Raw genomic sequence first — 22,116 nt, 5'->3', positions numbered from 1 at the left:
AAGCGAAGTGCATCAGCCCACCCCGGAGGAGAACGATGCAGTTGACGCTGGACCAGATTGCCCTGCAGGCGGGCTCGCAGACCCACCTGTATCCCATGAGCCTGGCCCCCGTGCCCGGCGCGATGACGGTGTTGCTGGGCGCCACGCAGGCGGGCAAGACGAGCCTGATGCGCATCATGGCAGGCCTGGATCGCCCGACACAGGGCAGGGTGCTGGTCGACGGCGCCGACGTCACCGGGGTTCCCGTGCGGCGGCGCAACGTGGCGATGGTGTACCAGCAGTTCATCAACTATCCGTCGATGACGGTGTACGACAACATCGCGTCGCCGCTGAAGCTCAGCGGCGCGCCCGACATCGCCCGCCGCGTGCTGGCCATGGCCGAACGGCTGCATATCGAGCATTTGCTGCAGCGCTATCCCGCCGAACTGTCGGGCGGACAGCAACAGCGGGTCGCCCTGGCGCGCGCCCTGGCCAAAGACGCGCCGCTGATCCTGCTGGACGAGCCGCTGGTGAACCTGGACTACAAGCTGCGCGAAGCCCTGCGCGATGAGCTGGCGGCGTTGTTTGCCGACGGCGCGTCCACCGTCGTGTACGCCACCACGGAACCCGCCGAAGCCTTGCTGCTGGGCGGTTATACGGCCGTGCTCGATGCGGGGGAGCTGCTGCAGTACGGTCCGGCCGCGCAGGTGTTTCACCGGCCGGCCTCGCTGCGGGTGGCCCTGGCCTACAGCGACCCGCCCATGAATCTGTTCGCGGCGCAGCGCACCGCCGACGCCATCGTGCTGCCTGGCGGCGTGGCCGCCGCGCGGCGCCTGGCCCAGGGCGTGGAGTCGGACACGCTGACGGCGGGGTTGCGCGCCGGAGCCTTCCATCTGCAGCCCGCGCCGGGACGGGTGGCCTTGCCGGGCGTGGTGAAACTGGCCGAGATATCCGGTTCCGACACCTACCTGCATGCGGAAACGGCGGCCGGCGCCGTGGTGGCCCAGCTGCCTGGGGTGCACCACCATGGGTTGGACGATGCGTTGACCCTGTACTTCGACCCCGCCAGCCTGTATGCCTTCGATGCCGATGGCCGCTTGCTGGCTGCCGGCGGCCCCGGGGAGGCAGGCTGATGGCGGCCATTGAACTCGACCTGGCGCATTCGTATGTGCGCAACCCGCGCAGCGACGACGATTACGCTTTGCTGCCATTGCATTTCACCTTCCGGGACGGCGGAGCGTACGCGCTGCTCGGGCCGTCGGGCTGCGGGAAGACAACGCTGCTGAACTGCGTGTCGGGGCTGTTGCGCCCGTCGCAGGGCCGCATATTGTTCGACGGGCGTGACGTCACCGGTCTGACCCCCCAGCAGCGCAATATCGCCCAGGTATTCCAGTTTCCGGTGGTGTACGACACCATGACGGTGGCGCAGAATCTGGCGTTTCCGTTGCGCAACCGCGGCATGCCGCCGGCGCATATCCGCGAGCGCGTGGGCCGCATCGCCGAAATGCTGGAACTGTCCGCGCTGCTGGACCGCCGCGCCAGCGGACTGGCGGCCGACGCCAAGCAGAAAATTTCGCTGGGACGCGGGCTGGTGCGCAGCGACGTGTCCGCCGTGCTGTTTGACGAGCCGCTCACCGTCATCGATCCCCACCTCAAGTGGCAGCTGCGGCGCAAGCTGAAAGAGATCCATCAAGAGCTCAAGCTGACGCTGATTTATGTGACGCACGATCAGACCGAGGCGCTGACGTTTGCCGAACACGTGGTGGTGATGTCGCGCGGCAAGGCGGTGCAGATCGGCACGCCGGGCGACTTGTTCGAGCGGCCCGCGCATACTTTCGTGGGGCATTTCATCGGCTCGCCGGGCATGAACTTCCTGCCGGCGCAGTGGCGCGAGGGCGCCCTGGAAGTCGGCGGATACCGCCTTGCCGGCCTGTCGCCCGGCCAGGCCGATGTACTGGCGGGCGCCGACACGCTGCAGCTGGGTGTGCGGCCCGAATACCTGCAGCCTTGCGAACCGCATACGCAGGGCGCGGTGCCGGTGCGCATCACGCGCGTGCAGGACCTGGGCACCTATTTGCTGCTTACCGGCGATTTCCAGGGCGCCGTGCTGCGGGCGCGCGCCGCGGCGGGCCACGCTCCTGCCGTCGGCGATACGGCGTGGCTGCCGCTGGTGAATCCGCATACCTGCTTCTACCGCAACGAGGAGCGCCTGACATGAAGCCCATCAATCAACGCGCCTGGCTGCTGGTGCTGCCGGTGGTGATCTGCGTGGCCTTCTCGGCGATCCTGCCGCTGATGACCATCGTGAACTATTCGGTGCAGGACATCATCGCGCCGGATCGCCGGGTCTTTGTCGGCACCGAATGGTATGCCATGGTGCTGCAGGACGAGGAACTGCACGGGGCCTTGCTGCGGCAGATCGGGTTTTCGCTGGCCGTGCTGGCGATCGAAGTCCCGCTTGGAATCCTGCTGGCGCTGTGCATGCCCGCATCGGGCTGGCGCGCATCGGCCGTGCTGGTGATCATTGCGCTGTCGCTGCTGATTCCGTGGAACGTGGTGGGCACCATCTGGCAGGTATTCGGCCGCACCGATATCGGGCTGATGGGCGCCGCGCTCACCTGGCTGGGCGTCGATTATCACTACACCGGCCATCCTCTGGATGCCTGGCTGACCGTGCTGGCCATGGACGTCTGGCATTGGACGCCGCTGGTCGCGCTGCTGTGCTATGCCGGCCTGCGCGCCATTCCCGAAGCCTATTACCAGGCCGCGCGCATCGATGGCGCATCGCGCGTGGCCGTGTTCCGCTACATCCAGCTGCCGAAACTGCGCGGCGTGCTCATGATCGCGGTGCTGCTGCGCTTCATGGACAGCTTCATGATCTACACCGAGCCTTTCGTGCTGACTGGCGGCGGGCCCGGCAACGCCACGACCTTCCTGTCGCAGTACCTGACGCAGAAGGCCGTGGGGCAGTTCGACCTGGGGCCTGCGGCGGCGTTCTCTATTGTGTATTTCCTGATTATCCTGCTGCTGTGCTTCATCCTGTACAACTGGATGTTGCGGGCCGGCACCGCAGCCGAGGAGACCGGACATGAGTGATCGATTCACCGTCGGGCGCGCGGCGTTCCTGGTGTTGTACCTGGTGTTCGCCATCCTGCCGCTGTATTGGATGTTGAACATGTCGTTCAAGACCAATACCGAGATCGTCAGCACGCTTACGTTCTGGCCGCGCAATTTCACCCTGGACCACTACCGCACCATCTTCACGGATCCGGCCTGGTATTCGGGGTATATCAACTCGCTGATCTATGTGGCCATCAACACCGTCGTGTCGCTGGCGGTGGCGCTGCCCGCGGCGTATGCGTTTTCGCGCTACCGCTTCATCGGCGACAAGCATGTGTTTTTCTGGCTGCTTACCAATCGCATGACGCCGCCTGCGGTGTTCTTGCTGCCGTTCTTCCAGCTGTACAGCTCGTTGGGGTTGATGGACACGCACCTGGCGGTCGCATTGGCGCACCTGGTGTTCAACGTGCCCCTGGCCGTATGGATACTCGAAGGCTTCATGTCGGGCGTCCCGCGCGAGATCGATGAAACCGCGTACGTCGACGGTTATTCGTTCCCGCGTTTCTTCCTGACGATCTTCCTGCCGCTGATCAAATCGGGCGTGGGAGTCGCCGCCTTTTTCTGCTTCATGTTCAGCTGGGTCGAGCTGCTGCTGGCCCGCACGCTGACCTCGGTCAACGCCAAGCCCATCGTGGCCACCATGACGCGCACCGTGTCGGCGTCCGGCATGGACTGGGGCGTGCTGGCGGCGGCGGGCGTGCTGACGATCGTGCCCGGGGGCATCGTGATCTGGTTCGTCCGGCACTACATCGCCAAGGGTTTTGCGATGGGCCGGGTATAGCGACGCGGAGGACGGGCATGTTCGACTGGATGGTATGGACAACGCCGGTGGCAGTGTTTTTTGCCTGCATCGTGCTGATGCTGGCCGGCATGACGGTGTGGGAACTCAAATCGCCCACACGGCTGCGCAAGGGGTTCCTGCCTATTGCTACCACGCGTGGCGATCGCCTGTTCATCGGGCTGATGGCGGCGGCGTGGGTGAACCTGGCCTATGTGGGCCTGGGCGAGCACCTGATGGATTGGTTCGGGCTCGACGATCCGCCCACGGTCTGGATCAGTTTCGCGGTGTCGATGCTGGTGCTGGCGTGGATCATGCGCAAAGGATAGCTGTTGCCGTTCCGATAACGAGTTGTGAGACGACCGTCGGCCATGTCTTCCCAGGCCCGGTCCGCAGCAAAAGGGGAAGGTACATCGAGGAGCAAGGTCATGAAACTGCGCAGGCAAGCCGTGGCGGCAAGCATCGCCCTGATGGGGTGCTCGGCCGCATGGGCAGCAATGCCCGAGGCCCAGAAATGGGTGGACGCCGAATTTCAGCCGTCGACGTTGTCAAAGGATCAGCAGCTGGCCGAAATGCAATGGTTCATCGAAGCGGCCGCCAAGCTCAAGGCCAAGGGCGTCAACGAGGTCAATGTCGTGTCCGAGACCATCACGACCCACGAGTACGAATCCAAGACGCTGGCGCGGGCTTTCACCGAGATCACCGGCATCAAGGTCAACCACGATCTCATCCAGGAAGGCGACGTGGTCGAGAAGCTGCAGACGTCGATGCAGTCGGGCAAGTCGATCTACGACGGCTGGATCTCCGACTCGGACCTGATCGGCACGCATTATCGCTATGGCGCGATCCTGCCGCTGTCGGACTATATCGCCGGCGCGGGCAAAGAGTGGACGAACCCGGGGCTGGACTTGAACGACTTCATCGGCACGAAGTTCACCACCGCGCCCGACGGCAAGCTGTATCAGCTGCCGGACCAGCAGTTCGCCAATGTGTACTGGTTCCGCGCCGACTGGTTCGCGCGTCCGGACCTGCGCGAGAAGTTCAAGGCCAAGTACGGATATGACCTGGGCGTGCCGACCAACTGGTCGGCCTACGAGGACATTGCCGACTTCTTTACCAACGATGTAAAGGAACTCGATGGCAAGAAGGTCTATGGCCACATGGACTACGGCAAGAAAGATCCGTCGCTGGGGTGGCGCTTTACCGACGCCTGGCTGTCGATGGCAGGCGCGGCCGACAAAGGGCTGCCCAACGGCATGCCGGTCGACGAATGGGGCATACGCGTGGCCGATGATAAATGCACGCCGGTGGGCGCGTCTGTGGCGCGCGGCGGGGCCACCAACAGTCCGGCCGCGGTGTATGCGCTGACCAAGTACGTCGACTGGATGAAGAAATACGCGCCGCCGCAGGCCATGGGCATGACCTTCTCCGAGTCCGGCCCCGTGCCGGCGCAGGGCCAGATCGCCCAGCAGATCTTCTGGTACACCGCCTTTACCGCGGACATGACCAAGAAAGGCCTGCCGGTCGTCAACGAAGACGGCACGCCCAAGTGGCGCATGGCGCCGTCGCCTTACGGGCCCTACTGGAAAGAGGGCATGCAGAACGGCTACCAGGACGTGGGGTCGTGGACCTTCTTCAAGTCCACCGATCCTGACCGGCTGGCCGCCGCGTGGCTGTATGCGCAGTTCGTCACGTCCAAGACCGTGTCGCTGAAAAAATCGATAACCGGGCTGACTTTCATTCGAGACAGCGACATCAACAGCGATTACTTTACGGAAAATGCCGACCGCTACGGCGGGCTGATAGAGTTCTATCGCAGCCCGGCGCGCGTGGCCTGGACCCCCACGGGCAACAACGTGCCCGACTATCCCAAGCTGGCGCAATTGTGGTGGAAGAATGTCGCCACGGCGGTCACGGGCGAACAGACCCCGCAGCAGGCCATGGATAACCTTGCCGACGAAATGGACCGCGTGATGGCCCGTCTTGAGCGCGCCGGCATGGCCCAGTGCGCGCCCAAGCTCAACAAGAAGAGCGACCCGTCGAAGTGGCTGTCCGATGAGCACGCCCCCTGGAAGAAACTGGCCAACGAGAAACCGCAAGGCCAGACCATTCCGTACGACCAGCTGCTGCAAGCCTGGAAGGCCGGCAAAGTGCGTTGATCCGCGCGTGGAAGGCATCTCGCGCACCCAGGGGGTCTTTTGCACGGAAGGTGTCTCGCGCACCCAGGGTGTCTCTCGCGCGGAAGGTGTCTGACACCCTACGGGAGTCAGACACCTTTTCTCTCCGCCTGCGGCGTCTGACTGCCTTCCACTGCGCCTCCGGTGTCTGACTCCCGTAGGGTGTCAGACACCTTCCCCCACATCCGGCAGTGCGATCCGGGCCGTGCCGGGCAGCACCCATAGCGCGCATTCGCGGGTGGCGTCGATACAGCCGCCGTCCGCGTACACGCCCTGCGGATCGCGCCGCCGCAGCATGCGCGCCAGTACGCTGTCCAACGCAGCCGGGTCGCCCAAGGTGCGTGCCGCGTGTTCTTCGACAATGGCTTCGTCGATCATGAGCCGGCCCTGCGCATCCCGCTGCGCCGCGTCACGCCAATGGTAGATTTCGACGCATTTCGCGGCCAGCGTATACGGCCGGTCGCGCTTCCAGAAGTTGTTGAACAACCCGCCGCCCAGGTAAAACACCCAAGACCCTTCGTAGCCCTCGACATTGGATGAATGCGCGTCGGGGTTGCGGAACCACAGGCGATCGCCCGGCACGTAATACCTGGACGGCAACGGGTGCTGCATCGAGCCGTACTCGCGCAGGAACACCTCGTGGAACTGCCCAGACATGATGGCCCGCGTTTCCCACTGCTTCTGCAGGCGCTCGTACAGCGCCGGGTGCGCTGCCTGCAGTTCAAGCGCAATGCCCAGCAGCGTCACGTATTCTGTGGCCCGGTAGCACGAAAACGAATACAACTTGCCCGACGCTTCCGGCTGCGTGGCCTTGCGCAGCGCGTCGATCAGTGACACGCCGGGTTCGATCGTGAAACCGCGCGCGTCGTCGTAGCGCCAGTACCCCGCCGGGCGCTCGGCGTGTTCGGTGTCGAACGCCAGGGCCGTCTTGCGGGCGGCCTGGACAATATGCTGGCGTATCCGCACCGCGCTGCGCATTTCTGCCGCCCCGGGAAACGGAAACGGCTCAGGTCCCAGCAGCATCGCCAGCACGATTTCGCGCGCCAGGTCGTCGGCATTGCCATGCGTGTCCAGGCCCAGCGCCGTGCAAAGGCCGGTGGTATCGCGTTGCGGCGCCAGTTTCGGCAGGGCGGGCGCGGGCTCGAACTGCACGGCGCAGGGCCCGTCGGGCAGCGCCACGAAGTACGGGTGCAAGCCCCATGCGCGCAACATGGCAAGCGCGGCGTCGCGTTCGGCAGGCAGGGCTCGCTCGTGGGCAGTCTCGATGCGTATGCCTTGCCGCGCGGCGATGTCGGGGGGCGTGTCGGTGTGGGGCATGCGTCGGCTCCGCTTGCCGGCGCAGTGGGGGGGCTGATGGCGGCGCCGTGTGGCGCCAGATTCTACCGTTGAGCGGAAACTTGCGGTATCCCCCGCGGCAACAGGCGCGCCAGCGACTCGGCATCCATGAAGCGGATGCTGTGCCGTGCCGCGAACTCCCGCGCGGGGGCCGATGGCGTACCCAGGGATACGTAAATGCCTTCCCCGGCGCCGGCGGCCGCCAGTGCGGCGTGCAGGCGTTGCAGAGGTTCGACGCCCGTGTGCGCAGCCTTCCAGCGCCGCGCGGAAAGCAGCGCCCGGGCGCCGCCGGCGCGGGTCAGCGCGAAATCGGCGGCCTTGCCGTCCAGCCGGGTGACCTCGCAGCCGTCGCGGCGCAGGGCGGCTTCGAGCACGTCGGCAAAGGCCGGCCAGGGCAGGGCGGCCAAGGTCGCGGCGGTCTGCTCGACGCGCGCCGCCGACGGTTTGCCGCGTTGCTTCCAGGCGGCGATCCCGGCGATCACAAGGAACGGAATGGCGCCGAATGCCGGAAATGCCGCGTACGCCGGCGGCACTGCCGCCACCGCAACCACCACCAGCGCGGTCGCGATCACTAGGCTGATCCACCACGGCGAGCGCAGCAAGATACCGAACAGCGAATTCCTGGCCATGAACTTCATGCAATGTTCCTATTCAGTGTTCCGGTTGACTGCGGCGCCGACCCGTCACGGGCGAGGCGCGTCCGACGAGGCGGCCGGCCCCGGGGCCGGCGCGGCGGGTTCAGCGGGTTCGGCCGGGGCGGCGGCAGGCGTCGGCGTGCCCGCGGGAGCGGCCGCGGGAGCGGCCGGTTGGGGCGCCGCACTTGCCGACCCGTCCGGGGCGCGCGCCATCCATGCGATCAGCGAGGCGCGCATGGCTTCTTCGACCGACATGTCGATGGGGTTGACCCATTCGGTGGGCACGAACACCGTGTAGCCGCCGATCATGTATCCCATGGGCAGATACACCGCCACGCGCTCGCCCGGTAAAAAACCTTCCGGCAGCCCGGCCGTGCCGCGGCGTGTAATCAGCCCGACCAGTTCCAGGGGCTGCCCGGGGATGCGCAACACCACCACGTGCTGAGTGTCGGTCTTGGCGCTGGGCGAGAAATAGTCGGCAAAGCTCTTGAGCGACGAATAGATGCTCTTGACCACCGGTATGTTGGTGAACGGCATTTCCACCAGCAGGAACACACGCTGCACGCGTTCCTTCGAGACCAGGTACCCCACCAGCAGGATGCCCAGTATGCCCAGGCCCAGGCCCATGCCGGGTATGTAGAAACTGCCGATGAACGGGCTGAGCAGCGCCATGGCCACACGTTCGGTCCAGGAAAGCAGGATATACAGAACGTAGATCGTCAGTGCGATCGGCAATAAGGTAATCAGACCGCGAAAAAAGTATCGGGACAGGCGTGTCATGGAAATGAGTTTCCGGTAAGGCTTAGGGGCGGGCATGTCGCGATCCTCAGTGGCTGTAGGTCGGCAGGAACAGAGTTTCCTTGATTTCTTCCATTACGACATAGCTGCGCGACTCGGCCGAGGCCGGCAGGCGCTTCAGGATCTCGCCCAACAGCCGCCGGTATTCGTTCATTTCGGTCAGCCGGGCCTTTACCAGATAGTCGAAATCGCCCGACACCAGGTGGCATTCCATGACTTCGGGCACGTAAAGCAGTTCCTGCTTGACGCGGTCGAACATGTCGCCCGACTTGGCCGACAGCTTGATTTCCAGGAACACCAGCAAATTGCGACCCAGGGCCGCCGGATTGACGCGAGCGTAATAGCCCGAGATGACGCCTTCGCGTTCCAGGCGCTTGACGCGCTCGGAACATGGCGTGGCCGACAGGTTGACGCGCTCGGCCAGGTCGGTAATGGACATCCGCCCGTCGCGCTGCAGGATATCGAGAATTTTCAGGTCGGTACGGTCGAGTTCGCGCATTTCACTCTTGCAGGGCGCTTAAAGGCCATGCCGCCAGTAAAAAATTGAATCGGGGCCGCCGATTTTAGTGCTTTTCACTGCCGCATCGCTCCTAGACTATTTGTTTATCAGTGTGGCCTGTCTAAAACGGAATTTCTTATGCATGTCATCGTCCTGGGCGCCGGCGTCATCGGCGTGACAACCGCTTACTACCTCGCGCGGCACGGCGCCAGGGTAACGGTGCTGGATCGCCAGCCCGAGGCCGCCAGCGAAACCAGCTACGCCAATGCCGGCCAGGTCTCGCCCGGCTATTCCACCCCCTGGGCGGCGCCGGGCATTCCGCTCAAGGCCCTGAAATGGTTGTTCCAGAAAGACGCGCCGTTGGCCATACGGCCCGACGGCACCCTGTACCAGTGGCGCTGGATGGCGGCGATGCTGGCCAATTGTTCCGCCAGCCGCTATGCCGTCAATAAAGAGCGCATGCTGCGCCTGGCCGAATACAGCCGTGATTGCCTGCGCGAACTGCGGGCCGAGACCGGCATCCAGTACGAACAACGCGCTTTGGGCACGCTGCAGCTGTTCCGCACCCCCGCCCAGTTTGCCGCCGCGCAGCGTGACATCCAGGTGCTCGAGCGCTGCGGCGTGCCCTACGAGCTGCTCGACCGCGCACGCCTGCAGACAGCCGAGCCGGCCCTGGCCCGCAGCGCCCATAAGCTGGCGGGCGGTTTGCGTCTGCCCAACGACGAAACCGGCGACTGCCGCCTGTTCACGCGCCGGCTCGCGCAGATGGCGGCCGACCTGGGCGTCGAGTTCCGCCATGGCCAGCAAGTGCAGGGCCTGCAAACGGCCGGCGCTCAGGTGCAGGGCGTGCAGGTGGATGGCGAACTACTGTCGGCCGACCGCTATGTCGCGGCGTTCGGCAGCTATACCCGGGGTTTTCTGGCGCCGCTGGGGCTGGACCTGCCGGTCTACCCGGTCAAGGGATATTCCCTTACCGTGCCCCTGGCCCAGGCCGATGCCGCGCCGGTGTCCACGGTGCTGGATGAAACCTACAAAGTGGCCATTACTCGTTTCGACAACCGTATCCGCGTCGGCGGCATGGCCGAGCTCGCAGGGTTCGACTTGAGCCTCAAGCCGGCACGCCGTCGTACGCTCGAACGCGTGGTCACCGACCTGTATCCCGGGTGCGGCGACGTGTCCCAGGCGGAATTCTGGACCGGGCTGCGCCCCATGACGCCCGACAGCACGCCCATCGTGGGCCCCACGCGCTATGCCAACCTGTTTCTCAATACGGGGCATGGCACGCTGGGCTGGACCATGGCCTGCGGATCCGGCAAGCTGGTGGCCGACCTGGTCACCGGGCACCAGCCCGCCATACGCGCCGACGACCTCGACCTGTCGCGCTACGGGGCCTCGCGCCTGCGGGCGGGCCGCGAACCGCTGGGCGCGCGTTCGGCGGCGTAGCGCGCCGCCACGCAACTTCCCGGGCCGGCGCGATCTGCGCCGGCCTTGTGCCACAATCGCGCATGGCCGCCGTCAGGCGCAGGCACTACCCGGGTAACGACGCGTGATCCACCTTCTACATACCGCCGACTGGCAGATCGGCCGGCAGTACGGCCAGTTCGATAACGATGATGCCGCCATGCTGGCCGAGGCCCGCTACGAGGCAGTTGGCCGCATTGCGGCATTGGCTGCCCAGCGGCGGGTCGATGCGGTGCTGGTGGCCGGCGACGTGTTCGATACCCAGGCCGTGTCCGACCGCAGCATCCGCAGGCTGTTCGACGCTCTGGACGCGTATTCCGGTCCGTGGGTGCTGATTGCCGGGAACCACGACGCGGCGCTGGCCGACAGTGTCTGGACGCGGGCGCGTCAGCTGGGCTGCGTCAGGCCCAACGTACATATCCCCCTGCGGCCCGCCCTGGTCGATTTCCCGGACCTGAACCTGGCCGTGCTGGCCGCGCCGCTCACGCAACGCCACACCTACGATGACACCACCGCCGTATTCGATACGCTGGCCGCCGAGGCGGGGCGCATACGGGTGGGGCTTGCGCACGGCAGCGTCGCCGGCCGGCTGCCGGATGCCGTGGATTCCGCCAACCCGGTCGCCGCCGACCGGGCCAGCCGCGCTGGCCTGGACTACCTGGCCCTGGGCGATTGGCACGGATGTCTGCAGATCGATGCGCGAACCTGGTATTCGGGCACGCCGGAGCCCGACCGGTTCCGGGCCAATGCCTCCGGCTGCGTGCTGGACGTGCGCATACCCGGGCCCGGCGCAGTGCCCGTGGTCGAGCAGTTGCCGGTGGCCCGGTATCGCTGGCAGCAATGGGCCGAATCGCTGGTGTTGCCGTCGGACGCCGAAGCGCTCGCGCACCGGCTGCAGGCCGTGGGCCCGGACGATGTGCTGCGCGTGGAACTGTCCGGCCAGCTGCCTCTGGACGCCTGGGATGCACTGCAGGACGCCATTGCGCGCGCCACGGCCCGTGCGCGGGCCTTGCTGCTGGACGCCGAGCAGGTATCCCTGACGCCCCACATGCAGGATCTGGCCGCGCTGGGTGCGAGCGGCTACGTGGCCGAAGTCGCGGCGCAATTGCAGGCGTTGCAGGATGACCCCACGCAGGCTGCGCCGGCCCGGCAGGCGCTGCGCCTGCTGGTGCAGTTCCAGCGCGAGCGGGAGCAGACGCCATGAAACTGCGCCGCATAGCCATTGAAGAGTTCCGCAGATTTCGCAGCGGCGCGGCGCTGGACGATCTGGCCGACGGGCTGAACGTCATTGCCGGCCCCAACGAGGCGGGCAAGAGCACGTTCGTGGCGGCGATCCGGGCGGCGTTTCTGGAACGCTACAAGACCACCAAGGTGGCCGACCTGGCTCCGTGGGGCATGCAGGGCGCCCGGCCGTCCATCGAGATCGATTTCGAGCACGCCGGCCGTCGCTACCTGCTGCGCAAATCGTTTCTCAGCCGCGCGCGCTGCGAGCTGCTGGTCGACGGCGGCGCCGAGCGCCACGAAGGCGAGGCCGCCGAAACCGCGCTGGCCAGCCTGCTGGGGTTCGAATTTCCGGCCAAGGGGAGCAGTCGCCCCGAACATGGCGGCATACCGGGCTTGCTGTGGATCGCGCAAGGCGAAGGGCAGAACCTGGCCGAGCCGGCCGCGCATGCGCAGGCGCATTTGCGCGACGCCCTGACGCGGCTGACAGGCGAGCTTGCCGGCGCCGACGGCGATTACCTGTACGAGCGCGTCGAAGCCGAACGCGCCGCGTTGCGCGACGCGCGCAGCGGCCGGCCCAAGGGGGCTTTTCGCGACGCAGAAGACGCCTTCCTGCAGGCGATGCAGAAAGCCGAGGCGCTCGCTGCCGCCAAGGGCGCGCTGGACGCCGATGTCGACCGGCTTGCCGAACTGCGGCGCGACTACGACAAGGCACAGCAAGAACAGCCATGGCTCGAGCTCGAGCAGCGGGCCGCGCAGGCGCGCGCACGGCTTGCCGAGATCAGCCGCGAGCGCGAGGCGCTGGCCGGTTTGCAGCGCGAGCTCGCACAAGCCGACGACACGCTGTCGCTGCTGCACGACCAGGTCCAGCGCGACCAGCGCGACGGCGAGGTGCTGCGCGAGCTGCAGGCCAAGGCCGAGGCGGCAGCCGCCGAAATCGAGCCGGCCGGCGCGGCGCTCGAGCGCGCCCAGCAATTGCAGCAGCAGGCCGGCGAGCGCCTGGCGCAGTGTCAGGCGCAAGTTGCCGCGGCGCACCAGGCCGCGCAAAGGCAGGATTGCGACGCGCAACTGAGCCGGCTCGATGACGACCTGCGCAGGCTGGATGACGCCATTGCGCAGGCCGCGCAGATCCAGGAGCAGCGACAGCAGTTGCAGCGCACCGTGGCAAGCCTGGCTATCGATATGCAGGCCTTGCGCGCGTTGCGCGAACTGGAACAGCGCATTGTCCAGTTGCAGACGCAGCAGCGCGCCGGCGCGACGCGACTGCAGTACGACCTGCAAGGCGGCCAGCAAATCGATCTGGACGGCGCCGCCCTGGCCGGAGCCGGCGACACGCTGCTGGTCGAGGCCGTTGCGCTGCGCATCCCCGGCGTCGGTACATTGCGCATCGAGCCGGGCGGGCGCGACCTGCCTGCGGTGCAGGCCGCGTTGCAGACGGCGTTGGGCGAGCGCGGCGCCTTGCTCGCACGCCTGCAGGCCGACGACCTTGCTGCTGCCGAATCGCGCGCCGCGGCCTACGAGCAGGCACGCCGCGATCTCGATCTGGCGGACAAATACCTGCGCATCCAGGCGCCGGACGGCACAGACGCTCTGCATGCCGCCCGCGCGCAAGCCCAGGAGCGGCGCGCGCAGCTGCAGGGCTTGCGCGAGCGCCTGCCCGAACCCCGCCAGCCCGTCGCGGATCTGGCGCAGGCGCAGCAGGCCCAGCGTGACGCAACCGGCGAGGCCGACCAGGCCGCGCAAGGCGTGGTGCATGCGCGCACCTATCTGGATACCCTGCGAGCGCGCGCACAGGTGCTGCACGACCAATGGATGGCGCAGCAGCGCGAGTTCCACAGCGCCACGCGGGCCGAGCAGCGTGACCAGCGCAGCGCCAGGCTGGTCGAAGTGCGAGCGGGGCGGGACACGCTGGCGCGTCGCGTGCACGAGGCGCAGGCCGCCCTGCAGGCGCACCAGCCCGAACTGATCCAGCAAGATGTGCAACGCTACGAACAGTCGGCAGTGCTGGCGCGCGCCGAACAAGAGCGTCGCCATGCCGAACTGCTGCAGCTGCAGGGCAAGCTTGAGCAGGCGCAGGCCCAGGGGCTGGGCGAACAGCTGCTGCAGGCGCAGGCCGATGCCCAGCGCTTGGCCAGGCGTCGCGACGAGTTCGCCGCGCGCGCACAGGCCCTGGACCTGCTCTGGCGCTTGCTCGCAGAAGGGCGGGCGGCGGCCACGCAGCGGCTTCTGGATCCGCTGGCGCGGCGGCTGCAGCACTATGTGGGTCTGCTGTTTCCCGGTGCGCAATCGCGCCTGGATGAGACGCTGACACCCGCGGCGCTGGCCCGCGGAGGCGGCGAAGATGCGCTCGATGCGTTAAGTTTCGGCACGCGCGAACAGCTTGGCGTGCTGGCGCGCCTGGCATATGCCGACCTGCTGCAGCAGGCCGGGCGTCCTACCTTGCTGGTGCTGGACGACACCCTGGTGCACGCGGACGAAAAGCGCCGCGAATTGATGAAACGCGCGCTCTACGACGCGGCATCGCGCCATCAGGTGCTGCTTTTTACCTGCCACCCCCAAGCCTGGCAGGACATGGGCGTGGGCATCCGGTCTGTTCCCGCGTAGGCCGGTTCAAGCGTCGGTACGGCGGTGTCTGACACCTTCGGAGCAAGCGTCGGTACGGCGGTGTCTGACACCTTCGAGGACGGTTCAAACATCGGTATGGCGGTGTCTGACACCTTCGGAGTCAGACACCGGTTTCGGCAACGGTACTGCGGCGTCCGACGCGCGGCAACGTACTGCGGTGTCTGACTCCGAAGGTGTCAGACACCCACCCGCGCGCCTGCGCGGCGCGTCAGTTCAGCTTGATGTTCTGCTCGTTGGCGATGCGCTTGCGCAGCTCAAGCTCGCGCTTGATCAGCGCCGCATACTGCTCGGGCGTGCCGCCGTCGACCAGTGCGCCGCGGTCTTGCAGGCGCTGGCGGATGGCCGGGTCCTGCAGCGCCTTGGCGGCCGCGTCGTGCACGCGAGCCACGATGGCGGGCGACACGCCGGCCGGGGCCACCAGGCCATACCAGGCCATGTTGTCCATGGCGGGCAGGCCCGCTTCCGCAAAGGTCGGCACGTCGGGCAGCCCGGCGACGCGAGCCGTGGACGCCACCGCCAGGGCGCGCAGCTTGCCCGCCTGGATGTGCGCAATAGAAGAGGGCAGGTTGTCGAATTGCGCGCTTACCTGCCCGGCCAGGGTGTCGTTCAGGGCCGGACCCGATCCCCGGTAGGGCACGTGGATCATGTCGGTGCCGGTCAACGATTTGAACAGCTCGCCATCCAGATGCGAAATACTGCCTGTGCCGGCCGAGGCGTAACTGTACTTGCCGGGGTTCTCCTTGAGCAGCGCAATGAACTCCTGCAGGTTGCCGGCCGGCGTCTTGGGGTTGACGCTCAATACGTTGGGCACATTGACCAGGTTGATGATGGGCACGAAGTCCTTCAGCGGATCGTAGGGCGTCTGCGCATTGGTGGCCGGGTTGGTCGCCATGGTGCTGACGGTGGCCACGCCTATCGTGTAACCGTCGGGCGCGGCGTTGGTCAGGGCTTCCGCGCCGATGGATCCGCCGCCTCCGCCGCGGTTTTCTACTACCACCGGCTGGCCCAGCTCACGGCCCAGGCCATCGGCCACGATGCGCGCCACAAGGTCGGTGGTGCCCCCGGCCGCAAACGGCACCAGCAGGCGCACGGGGCGCTCGGGGTAAGCTTGCGCATGGGCAGCGCCGCCTCCCAGGAAGCACGCGGCTGCTGCGGTGATAATTGCTGTTTTGATGGCGGTTTTCTTCTTCAACTTACGTCTCCGTCTGGGCTTGCTGGCCAACTGGCCGGTAAAAAGGGGTTTTATTGCACCGTGCGAACCTTACTAGAATCTGATATTTTTCGGGGGGGATTCCCGGCCGGCTTCGTTGACGCGCAGGCGTCGCGGCCGCGGCGCCGCAATGGCGTGCCATGCCAGGGTCTCCGAATAATGCCAGCCCGGCCATTGGCGCCGCTCTTGCCCGCGAGCGACGCCGATGGTCTTCCCGGAACGACATGTCGCTGATTCTTATCCTCGCTCTGCCGTTTATCGGCAGCCTGTGCGCCGCGCTGCTGCCTTCCAATGCCCGCAATGCCGAAGCGTGGCTGGCCGGCCTGATCGCGCTTGCCTGTACCTTGCTGGTGGCCTTCCAGTATCCGCACGTCGCCGATGGCGGCATCGTCCGCGCCGATCTGGAATGGGCGCCCGCGCTGGGCCTGCAGTTCACGCTGCGCATGGACGGGTTTGCATGGCTGTTCGCGCTGATCGTGTCGGCCATGGGGGCGCTGGTCGTGCTGTATGCGCGGTATTACATGTCGCCCGAAGATCCGGTGCCGCGCTTTTTCTCGTTTTTCCAGGCGTTCATGGCGGCCATGCTCGGGGTGGTGCTGTCGGGCAATCTGATACAGCTCGTGCTGTTCTGGGAAATGACCAGCCTGGCCTCGTTCATGCTGATCGCTTACTGGCATCACCGGCTCGACGCCAAGCGGGGCGCCCGCATGGCATTGACGGTCACCGGGGCGGGCGGCCTGTGCTTGCTGGCAGGGGTGCTCATCCTGGGCCATATCGTGGGTAGCTACGACCTCGACCAGGTGCTGGCTTCTGGCGAGCTGGTTCGCAACGACCCCTGGTATCCGGCCGTAATTATCCTGGTCGCTCTCGGGGCGCTGACCAAGAGCGCCCAGTTCCCGTTCCAGTTCTGGCTGCCCAACGCCATGGCGGCGCCCACCCCGGTGTCGGCGTATCTGCATTCAGCCACCATGGTGAAGGCCGGGGTCTTTTTGCTGGCCCGCTTCTGGCCGGTGCTGGCCGGCACCGACGAATGGTTCTGGATCATCGGAGGAGCAGGGCTGTGTTCGCTGGTGCTGGGCGCCTACGCGGCGATTTTCCAGCAGGACATGAAAGGCGTGCTGGCGTATTCCACCATCAGCCATCTTGGACTGATCACCTTGCTGCTGGGCATGAACAGCCCGCTGGGGCTGGTGGCCGCCATATTCCACATGGTCAATCACGCCACGTTCAAGGCGTCGCTGTTCATGGCGGCCGGCATCGTCGACCACGAAACCGGCACGCGCGACCTTTCCCGGCTCAGCGGCCTGCGGCGCGCCATGCCCATTACCGCCACGCTGGCCATGGTGGCGGCCGCTGCCATGGCCGGCGTTCCGCTGCTCAACGGCTTCATCTCCAAAGAAATGTTCTTTGCCGAGACCACGTTCGTCAGCGGCGATCCGGTCGTGCAGTATGGGTTGCCGGCCATGGCCGTGCTGGCCAGCGCGTTCAGCGTCACGTACTCGCTGCGGTTCATCCTGCAGGTATTCTTCGGCCCGCCGGCGCACGACCTGCCGCGCGCTCCCCATGAGCCGCCGCGGTGGATGCTGGTGCCCAGCGGCTTGCTGGTGCTGTGCTGCCTGGTGGTGGGCATCATTCCGGGGCTGACGGTGGGCCCGTTCCTGCACACGGCCGCGGGCAGCGTGCTGGGCCCGGACATGCCGGCCTACAGCCTGTCGGTATGGCACGGCCTGAACCTGCCTTTGATGATGAGCTTCGTCGCCATGGTTGCCGGCGTGGCGCTGTACCTGGCGTTGCGCGCGCGCCAGCGCAAGTATCCGGGCCGTGTGCCATTCATCTACCGCTTCGACGGCCGGCGTTCGTTCGAATTCCTGCTTGACTATTCCAGCGTGGCCGCCAGCTGGCTGCTGGCCCGGTTGGCGTCGCCCCGCCTGCAGGTGCAGATGCTGTTGATCGTACTGGGCGCCTTGCTGGTGGCATGGCTGCCGCTGCACACGGGCGACTGGAACGACGCGCCGGCCGGCCTTACGCCGTTGGACCCCGCCTTTGCCGTGCTCTGGATCGTGGGCGGCATTTGCGCAATAGGGACAGCGTTCCAGGCCAAGTATCACCGCCTTGCCGCCCTGATTCTTGCCGGGGGCGCAGGCCTGGCCACCTGCATGACCTTCGTCTGGTTCTCGGCGCCCGACCTGGCGCTCACGCAGCTGGCCGTCGAAGTGGTGACCGTTGTGCTGCTGTTGTCGGGCCTGCGCTGGCTGCCGCGCCGTATCGAAGGCGGGCTGGACGGCGAACGCCACGAAACGCGCGCCCAATTGCGCCGCACACGCGATCTCGTGATTGCTGCCGTAGCGGGCACGTCGGTGGCGGCGCTTGCCTATGCCGTCCTGACCCGCGGTCCGCAACAGACAATCTCCGAGTTCTTTGTCGACAAGGCGCTGTCCGAAGGGGGCGGCACCAATGTGGTAAACGTGATCCTGGTCGACTTCCGCGGCTTTGATACGCTGGGCGAGATCACCGTGGTGGGCATTGTTGCCCTGACGGTCTATGCGCTGCTGCGCCGCTTCCGGCCGGCTCCCGAAAGCGCCGGCCTGCCGCACCAGCAGCAAGACCCGGCCAGCGCTCCCACGGCCGCGCCCGATATTCACGCGGTGCTGCCTGCGGGCGCGCTCGCGCTGCCCGCTGTGCTGGTGCGCCTGTTGCTGCCCATTGCGGCAATGGCGTCGGCGTACTTGCTGCTGCGCGGCCATAACCAGCCGGGTGGCGGGTTCGTGGGGGGCCTCGTAATGGCGACCGCCGTTCTGTTGCAATACATGGTGGGCGGCGTGTATTGGGTGGAATCGCGCAGCCGCCTCAATCCGCAACACTGGATCGCGCTCGGGCTGTTGTGCGCCGGCCTGACGGCGCTGGCCGCCGGACTGGCGTCTCGTCCGTTCCTGTCGGCGCTGGCCTGGGACCTGGCCGTGCCGCTGATTGGCCATATTCATGTTTCAACTGTGCTGTTGTTCGATATTGGGGTTTATATGCTGGTTGTGGGCGGCACGTTATTGATCTTGGTCGCGCTGGCGCACCAATCGCTGCGCGCGCAACGCAAGGCAGCCGCCGAGGCCCAGGCGGCAATCGAATCGGGGAGCGCTGCCTGATGGAACTCATTTACGCGGCGGCGATAGGCGTGATGGCAGGGTCGGGCGTGTGGCTGATCCTGCGCCCGCGCACATTCCAGGTCATCATGGGCCTGACGCTGGTTTCCTATGCCGTGAACCTGTTCATTTTCGGAATGGGCCGGCTGATGGTGGGGCGGCCTCCCGTGCTGGAAACCACCGGGGCTGTCGATCCCTCCACACTGGCCGATCCGCTGCCCCAGGCGCTGGTGCTCACCGCCATTGTCATCGGCTTTGCCACGACGGCGCTGTTCCTGGTCGTGCTGCTTGCATCCCGCGGCCTCACCGGCACCGACCATGTTGATGGCAGGGAGTCGGAATCTTGATCGACCTGCTGCAACACGCTCCTATCTATCCCATTGCGGTGCCGCTGGTGGCCGGCGCAGCCATGCTGCTGCTGGCCGACACGAGCCGCAATGCGCGCGCCGCGATCGCCGTGGTTTCGAGTCTGGCCCAGCTGGCCGCCGCGGTGGTGCTGCTGGCCCTCGCGGCCGGGGCCTGGGGTTATTGGCCCAATGAAATCGGCGTGTACCTGCCGGGTGACTGGCCCGCGCCGTTCGGCATCGTGCTGGTGGTCGACCGCCTGGCTGCGATCATGCTCGCGCTCAATGCCGTACTGGGGTTGATGGCGCTCATTTATTCGCTGGCACGCTGGGACCGCCTGGGCGTGCATTTCCATCCGTTGTTCCAGTTCTTGCTGATGGGACTGAACGGAGCCTTCCTCACCGGCGACCTGTTCAACCTCTTCGTATTCTTCGAAGTGCTGCTGGCGGCATCCTATGGCTTGCTGCTGCACGGCTCCGGCGTGGCGCGGGTCAGCGCGGGGCTGCATTACATTGTCGTGAACCTGGTGGCATCGTTCCTGCTGCTGATCAGCATCGCCCTGATCTACGGCGTGACCGGCACCCTGAACATGGCCGACCTGGCGGTGCGCGCGGGCACGCTGGACGGCAGCGAGCGCCTGCTGTTCGAAGCAGGCGCCGCGGTGCTGGGCCTGGCGTTCCTGGTGAAGGCGGGCGCATGGCCGCTCAACCTGTGGCTCGTGCGCGGCTACGGTTCGGCCAGCGCGCCGGTGGCGGCGGTGTTTTCCATCATGACCAAAGTCGGCATCTATGCGTTGCTGCGCATCGGTTCGCTGCTGCTGCCCACCGGCGCGCCGGCGGCCTTCAGCCTCGAATGGATGTTCGCCGCGGGCCTGGCCACCCTGGTGTTCGGGGCGATAGGCCTGCTGGCCACGCAGCAGCTCGAACAGATGGTGAGCTACTGCGTCATCATATCGGCCGGCACGCTGCTGACCGCGCTGGGCATGCCGGGCGTCACCCTGACGGGGCCCGCGCTGTTCTACCTGCTGAGCTCGGTGCTGACCACCGGGGCCTTTTTCCTGTTGGTCGAGCTCGTCGAGCGCACCCGCACCTTCGGCGCCAACGTCCTCGCCGTCACCATGGACATGTTCGACCTGGACGATCCCGAGACGCCCAACCGGTCCGACGACGTGGTGGGCGTGGCGATCCCGGCCGCCATGGCCTTCCTGGGCCTGGCGTTCGTGTCCTGCGCCTTGCTCGTGACGGGGCTGCCGCCGCTGTCCGGCTTCGTGGCCAAGTTCTCGTTGCTGTCGGCTGCGGTAACCGCGGCCAACGAGTCGGCCCAACCCGCCGATGCCTGGATTCTCGTGGCGGCGGTGCTGGTTTCCGGCCTGGCCGGCATCGTGGCATTCGGCCGCGCCGGCATGCGCGTGTTCTGGAGCGCCGACGAGCGCACCACGCCGCGGCTGCGCGTGATCGAGGCAGGCCCCGTGGCGGTGCTGATCCTGCTGTGCGTGGCGCTGGCCGCGGGGGCCGGGCCCGTCTCGGCCTACCTGGATGAGGCGGCGCGTTCGCTCGACCAGCCGGCGCAGTACATCGATGCCGTGCTGTCGGCCGACACGGTGCGCAGCCTGGAGGGCAAGTGATGCGGCGCCTGTACTGGTTTCTGTTGCCGCTGGTGCTGCTGGCGCTCTGGCTGGTGCTCAATCAGTCTCTGTCGGCTGGGCAGATCGCGTTGGGCGCGGCGCTGGCGCTATGGCTGGGATACGCGTCCACGCGGCTGCGGCCGCTGCGCAGCCGCCCGCACCGCCTGTGGCTGTTTCCGGGCCTGCTGTGGCGGGTGGCGGTCGATATTGCCAAGTCCAACATTGCCGTGGGCCGGCTCATCATCGACCACCGTCGTGAATTCAACCCGGGCTATGTCCATATACCGCTCGACCTGCGCGATCCGCACGCGCAGGCGCTGCTCGGGTGCATCGTCACCTACACGCCCGGCACCGTGTGGGTGGATGTGTCCGACAACACGCTGACGCTGCACGTGCTCGACCTCGAAAACGAGCAGGCCTGGATCGACCTGATCAAGCAGCGCTACGAGCGGACCCTGAAGGAGATCTTCGAATGAACACCGTGCTGTACTGGGCAGCTTCCTTCGCGCTGCTGTGCTTCGTACTGGGCATGGCTTGCGCCACGGTCCGCATGGTGCGCGGCCCTACGGCGCAAGACCGCGTGCTGGGCCTGGACGCCTTTTACGTCAATGGCATGTTGGGCATCCTGACCTTCGGCATCCGGTCGGGCACAGCCGTGTACTTTGACGTGGCTCTGCTGATTGCCCTGTTCGGCTTCGTGGGCGCCACGGCGATGGCCAAGTTCCTGCTGCGCGGCGAGGTCATCGAGCCATGAGCGCCGATATCCCCCTGTGGGCGGGCATTCCTGCCGCGATCCTCTTGGTGGCCGGCGGCTTGCTGGCGCTGGTCGGTTCGCTGGGCCTGCTGCGCTTTGACAATTTTTTCTGCCGGATCCACGCGCCCACGCTGGGCAACACCATGGGCGCGGGGTGCGTACTGGCGGCCTCGATGCTGGTGTTCTCCGCTACTGAACACCGGCCCGTGGTGCACGAAATCCTGATCACACTGTTGCTGTTCGTGTCCTCGCCGGTCACGGCCATGCTGCTGATGCGCGCCGCCATTTATCGCGGCCGCCGCAAACGGGGCGAAGCCTACCCCGCCGATGCGCCGCCCCGCGAACGTTACGGGCGGACGGATCTGTAACATCTGCATTCCGCTTGGGCACGCGCTTTCCCTTACCTTAAATGCACGGCCGC

General features: G+C 66.5%; 20 protein-coding genes. 15 read left to right on the top strand and 5 right to left on the bottom strand.

The window, feature by feature from the left end:
- Positions 1-35: 35 nt before the first annotated feature.
- The 6 genes from CAL19_RS09130 (at position 36) to CAL19_RS09105 (ending at position 6,036) form a co-directional block, all read left to right on the top strand.
- Positions 36-1,112 (top strand): ABC transporter ATP-binding protein, encoded by a 1,077-nt coding sequence (locus CAL19_RS09130; protein WP_094796611.1) that lies wholly within the window; start codon positions 36-38, stop codon positions 1,110-1,112.
- Entirely contained in the window at positions 1,112-2,197 is a 1,086-nt protein-coding gene (locus CAL19_RS09125; RefSeq protein ID WP_094796610.1) for an ABC transporter ATP-binding protein, read from the top strand. The genes CAL19_RS09130 and CAL19_RS09125 overlap by 1 nt, the downstream gene beginning before the upstream one ends.
- Positions 2,194-3,075 carry a carbohydrate ABC transporter permease gene (locus tag CAL19_RS09120; RefSeq protein ID WP_026637934.1) on the top strand — a complete coding sequence of 294 codons (882 nt, stop codon included), beginning with the start codon at positions 2,194-2,196 and terminating at the stop codon, positions 3,073-3,075. Before CAL19_RS09125 ends, CAL19_RS09120 begins: the two co-directional genes overlap by 4 nt.
- A complete protein-coding gene (locus CAL19_RS09115; RefSeq protein ID WP_094796609.1) occupies positions 3,068-3,880 on the top strand; it encodes a carbohydrate ABC transporter permease in 813 nt (270 codons plus the stop codon). Before CAL19_RS09120 ends, CAL19_RS09115 begins: the two co-directional genes overlap by 8 nt.
- Before the next feature lie 17 nt (positions 3,881-3,897).
- A complete protein-coding gene (locus CAL19_RS09110; protein WP_026637932.1) occupies positions 3,898-4,206 on the top strand; it encodes a DUF2160 domain-containing protein in 309 nt (102 codons plus the stop codon).
- A 99-nt stretch (positions 4,207-4,305) separates the two neighbouring features.
- Positions 4,306-6,036 (top strand): ABC transporter substrate-binding protein, encoded by a 1,731-nt coding sequence (locus CAL19_RS09105; protein ID WP_026637931.1) that lies wholly within the window; start codon positions 4,306-4,308, stop codon positions 6,034-6,036.
- A gap of 183 nt (positions 6,037-6,219) precedes the next feature.
- On the opposite strand, the gene CAL19_RS09100 is transcribed toward CAL19_RS09105, so the two are convergent.
- The 4 genes from CAL19_RS09100 to CAL19_RS09085 all read right to left on the bottom strand — a co-directional run bounded on the left by CAL19_RS09100 (position 6,220) and on the right by CAL19_RS09085 (position 9,321).
- Entirely contained in the window at positions 6,220-7,371 is a 1,152-nt protein-coding gene (locus CAL19_RS09100) for a hypothetical protein (RefSeq protein ID WP_249276281.1), read from the bottom strand.
- Between the two features lie 62 nt (positions 7,372-7,433).
- On the bottom strand, positions 7,434-8,027 hold the full coding sequence (locus tag CAL19_RS09095) for a restriction endonuclease (protein WP_026637930.1): 594 nt from the start codon (positions 8,025-8,027) through the stop codon (positions 7,434-7,436).
- Positions 8,028-8,072: 45 nt separating this feature from the next.
- Positions 8,073-8,840, bottom strand: a complete 768-nt coding sequence (locus tag CAL19_RS09090) for a DUF502 domain-containing protein (protein ID WP_419670168.1) — start codon at positions 8,838-8,840, stop codon at positions 8,073-8,075.
- A 10-nt stretch (positions 8,841-8,850) separates the two neighbouring features.
- Positions 8,851-9,321 carry a winged helix-turn-helix transcriptional regulator gene (locus CAL19_RS09085; RefSeq protein WP_026637928.1) on the bottom strand — a complete coding sequence of 157 codons (471 nt, stop codon included), beginning with the start codon at positions 9,319-9,321 and terminating at the stop codon, positions 8,851-8,853.
- A 138-nt stretch (positions 9,322-9,459) separates the two neighbouring features.
- Here CAL19_RS09085 and CAL19_RS09080 point away from each other — a divergent pair, with 138 nt between their 5' ends.
- The 3 genes from CAL19_RS09080 to CAL19_RS09070 all read left to right on the top strand — a co-directional run bounded on the left by CAL19_RS09080 (position 9,460) and on the right by CAL19_RS09070 (position 14,607).
- On the top strand, positions 9,460-10,764 hold the full coding sequence (locus CAL19_RS09080) for a D-amino acid dehydrogenase (RefSeq protein ID WP_026637927.1): 1,305 nt from the start codon (positions 9,460-9,462) through the stop codon (positions 10,762-10,764).
- Positions 10,765-10,867: 103 nt separating this feature from the next.
- Entirely contained in the window at positions 10,868-11,986 is a 1,119-nt protein-coding gene (locus tag CAL19_RS09075) for a metallophosphoesterase family protein (protein WP_026637926.1), read from the top strand.
- The gene (locus tag CAL19_RS09070; protein ID WP_094796608.1) at positions 11,983-14,607 is read left to right on the top strand and encodes an AAA family ATPase; all 2,625 of its coding nucleotides are present in this window, start codon (positions 11,983-11,985) and stop codon (positions 14,605-14,607) included. Before CAL19_RS09075 ends, CAL19_RS09070 begins: the two co-directional genes overlap by 4 nt.
- Before the next feature lie 229 nt (positions 14,608-14,836).
- Here CAL19_RS09070 and CAL19_RS09065 read toward each other — a convergent pair whose 3' ends face one another.
- A complete protein-coding gene (locus CAL19_RS09065) occupies positions 14,837-15,790 on the bottom strand; it encodes a Bug family tripartite tricarboxylate transporter substrate binding protein (RefSeq protein WP_432759139.1) in 954 nt (317 codons plus the stop codon).
- A gap of 272 nt (positions 15,791-16,062) precedes the next feature.
- Between CAL19_RS09065 and CAL19_RS09060 the strand changes: the two genes are divergently transcribed.
- Genes CAL19_RS09060 through mnhG form a run of 6 tightly spaced genes read left to right on the top strand, consistent with a single transcriptional unit; the run spans position 16,063 to position 22,063 of the window.
- A complete protein-coding gene (locus tag CAL19_RS09060; RefSeq protein ID WP_094796606.1) occupies positions 16,063-18,975 on the top strand; it encodes a monovalent cation/H+ antiporter subunit A in 2,913 nt (970 codons plus the stop codon).
- On the top strand, positions 18,975-19,319 hold the full coding sequence (locus CAL19_RS09055; RefSeq protein WP_026637922.1) for a Na+/H+ antiporter subunit C: 345 nt from the start codon (positions 18,975-18,977) through the stop codon (positions 19,317-19,319). Before CAL19_RS09060 ends, CAL19_RS09055 begins: the two co-directional genes overlap by 1 nt.
- Positions 19,316-20,941, top strand: a complete 1,626-nt coding sequence (locus CAL19_RS09050) for a monovalent cation/H+ antiporter subunit D (RefSeq protein ID WP_094796605.1) — start codon at positions 19,316-19,318, stop codon at positions 20,939-20,941. The genes CAL19_RS09055 and CAL19_RS09050 overlap by 4 nt, the downstream gene beginning before the upstream one ends.
- Positions 20,941-21,417, top strand: a complete 477-nt coding sequence (locus CAL19_RS09045; RefSeq protein ID WP_038851853.1) for a Na+/H+ antiporter subunit E — start codon at positions 20,941-20,943, stop codon at positions 21,415-21,417. The genes CAL19_RS09050 and CAL19_RS09045 overlap by 1 nt, the downstream gene beginning before the upstream one ends.
- A complete protein-coding gene (locus CAL19_RS09040; protein ID WP_026637919.1) occupies positions 21,414-21,695 on the top strand; it encodes a K+/H+ antiporter subunit F in 282 nt (93 codons plus the stop codon). The genes CAL19_RS09045 and CAL19_RS09040 overlap by 4 nt, the downstream gene beginning before the upstream one ends.
- Complete coding sequence (mnhG, locus tag CAL19_RS09035) at positions 21,692-22,063, top strand: monovalent cation/H(+) antiporter subunit G (RefSeq protein WP_026637918.1); 372 nt, start codon at positions 21,692-21,694, stop codon at positions 22,061-22,063. The genes CAL19_RS09040 and mnhG overlap by 4 nt, the downstream gene beginning before the upstream one ends.
- Positions 22,064-22,116: the final 53 nt, after the last annotated feature.

The sequence above is a fragment of the Bordetella genomosp. 7 genome (genome assembly GCF_002261265.1).
Classification (GTDB): domain Bacteria; phylum Pseudomonadota; class Gammaproteobacteria; order Burkholderiales; family Burkholderiaceae_B; genus Bordetella_A.
This window is presented reverse-complemented; position numbering and strand designations above follow the sequence as displayed.

What these genes read in the sequence shown, in the direction of transcription:
- CAL19_RS09130 (WP_094796611.1), top strand. Translation starts at nt 36, where the DNA reads ATGCAGTTGACGCTGGACCAGATTGCCCTGCAGGCGGGCTCGCAGACC.
- CAL19_RS09125 (WP_094796610.1), top strand. Translation starts at nt 1,112, where the DNA reads ATGGCGGCCATTGAACTCGACCTGGCGCATTCGTATGTGCGCAACCCG.
- CAL19_RS09120 (WP_026637934.1), top strand. Translation starts at nt 2,194, where the DNA reads ATGAAGCCCATCAATCAACGCGCCTGGCTGCTGGTGCTGCCGGTGGTG.
- CAL19_RS09115 (WP_094796609.1), top strand. Translation starts at nt 3,068, where the DNA reads ATGAGTGATCGATTCACCGTCGGGCGCGCGGCGTTCCTGGTGTTGTAC.
- CAL19_RS09110 (WP_026637932.1), top strand. Translation starts at nt 3,898, where the DNA reads ATGTTCGACTGGATGGTATGGACAACGCCGGTGGCAGTGTTTTTTGCC.
- CAL19_RS09105 (WP_026637931.1), top strand. Translation starts at nt 4,306, where the DNA reads ATGAAACTGCGCAGGCAAGCCGTGGCGGCAAGCATCGCCCTGATGGGG.
- CAL19_RS09100 (WP_249276281.1), bottom strand. Translation starts at nt 7,371, where the DNA reads ATGCCCCACACCGACACGCCCCCCGACATCGCCGCGCGGCAAGGCATA.
- CAL19_RS09095 (WP_026637930.1), bottom strand. Translation starts at nt 8,027, where the DNA reads ATGAAGTTCATGGCCAGGAATTCGCTGTTCGGTATCTTGCTGCGCTCG.
- CAL19_RS09090 (WP_419670168.1), bottom strand. Translation starts at nt 8,840, where the DNA reads ATGCCCGCCCCTAAGCCTTACCGGAAACTCATTTCCATGACACGCCTG.
- CAL19_RS09085 (WP_026637928.1), bottom strand. Translation starts at nt 9,321, where the DNA reads ATGCGCGAACTCGACCGTACCGACCTGAAAATTCTCGATATCCTGCAG.
- CAL19_RS09080 (WP_026637927.1), top strand. Translation starts at nt 9,460, where the DNA reads ATGCATGTCATCGTCCTGGGCGCCGGCGTCATCGGCGTGACAACCGCT.
- CAL19_RS09070 (WP_094796608.1), top strand. Translation starts at nt 11,983, where the DNA reads ATGAAACTGCGCCGCATAGCCATTGAAGAGTTCCGCAGATTTCGCAGC.
- CAL19_RS09060 (WP_094796606.1), top strand. Translation starts at nt 16,063, where the DNA reads ATGTCGCTGATTCTTATCCTCGCTCTGCCGTTTATCGGCAGCCTGTGC.
- CAL19_RS09055 (WP_026637922.1), top strand. Translation starts at nt 18,975, where the DNA reads ATGGAACTCATTTACGCGGCGGCGATAGGCGTGATGGCAGGGTCGGGC.
- CAL19_RS09045 (WP_038851853.1), top strand. Translation starts at nt 20,941, where the DNA reads ATGCGGCGCCTGTACTGGTTTCTGTTGCCGCTGGTGCTGCTGGCGCTC.
- CAL19_RS09040 (WP_026637919.1), top strand. Translation starts at nt 21,414, where the DNA reads ATGAACACCGTGCTGTACTGGGCAGCTTCCTTCGCGCTGCTGTGCTTC.
- mnhG (WP_026637918.1), top strand. Translation starts at nt 21,692, where the DNA reads ATGAGCGCCGATATCCCCCTGTGGGCGGGCATTCCTGCCGCGATCCTC.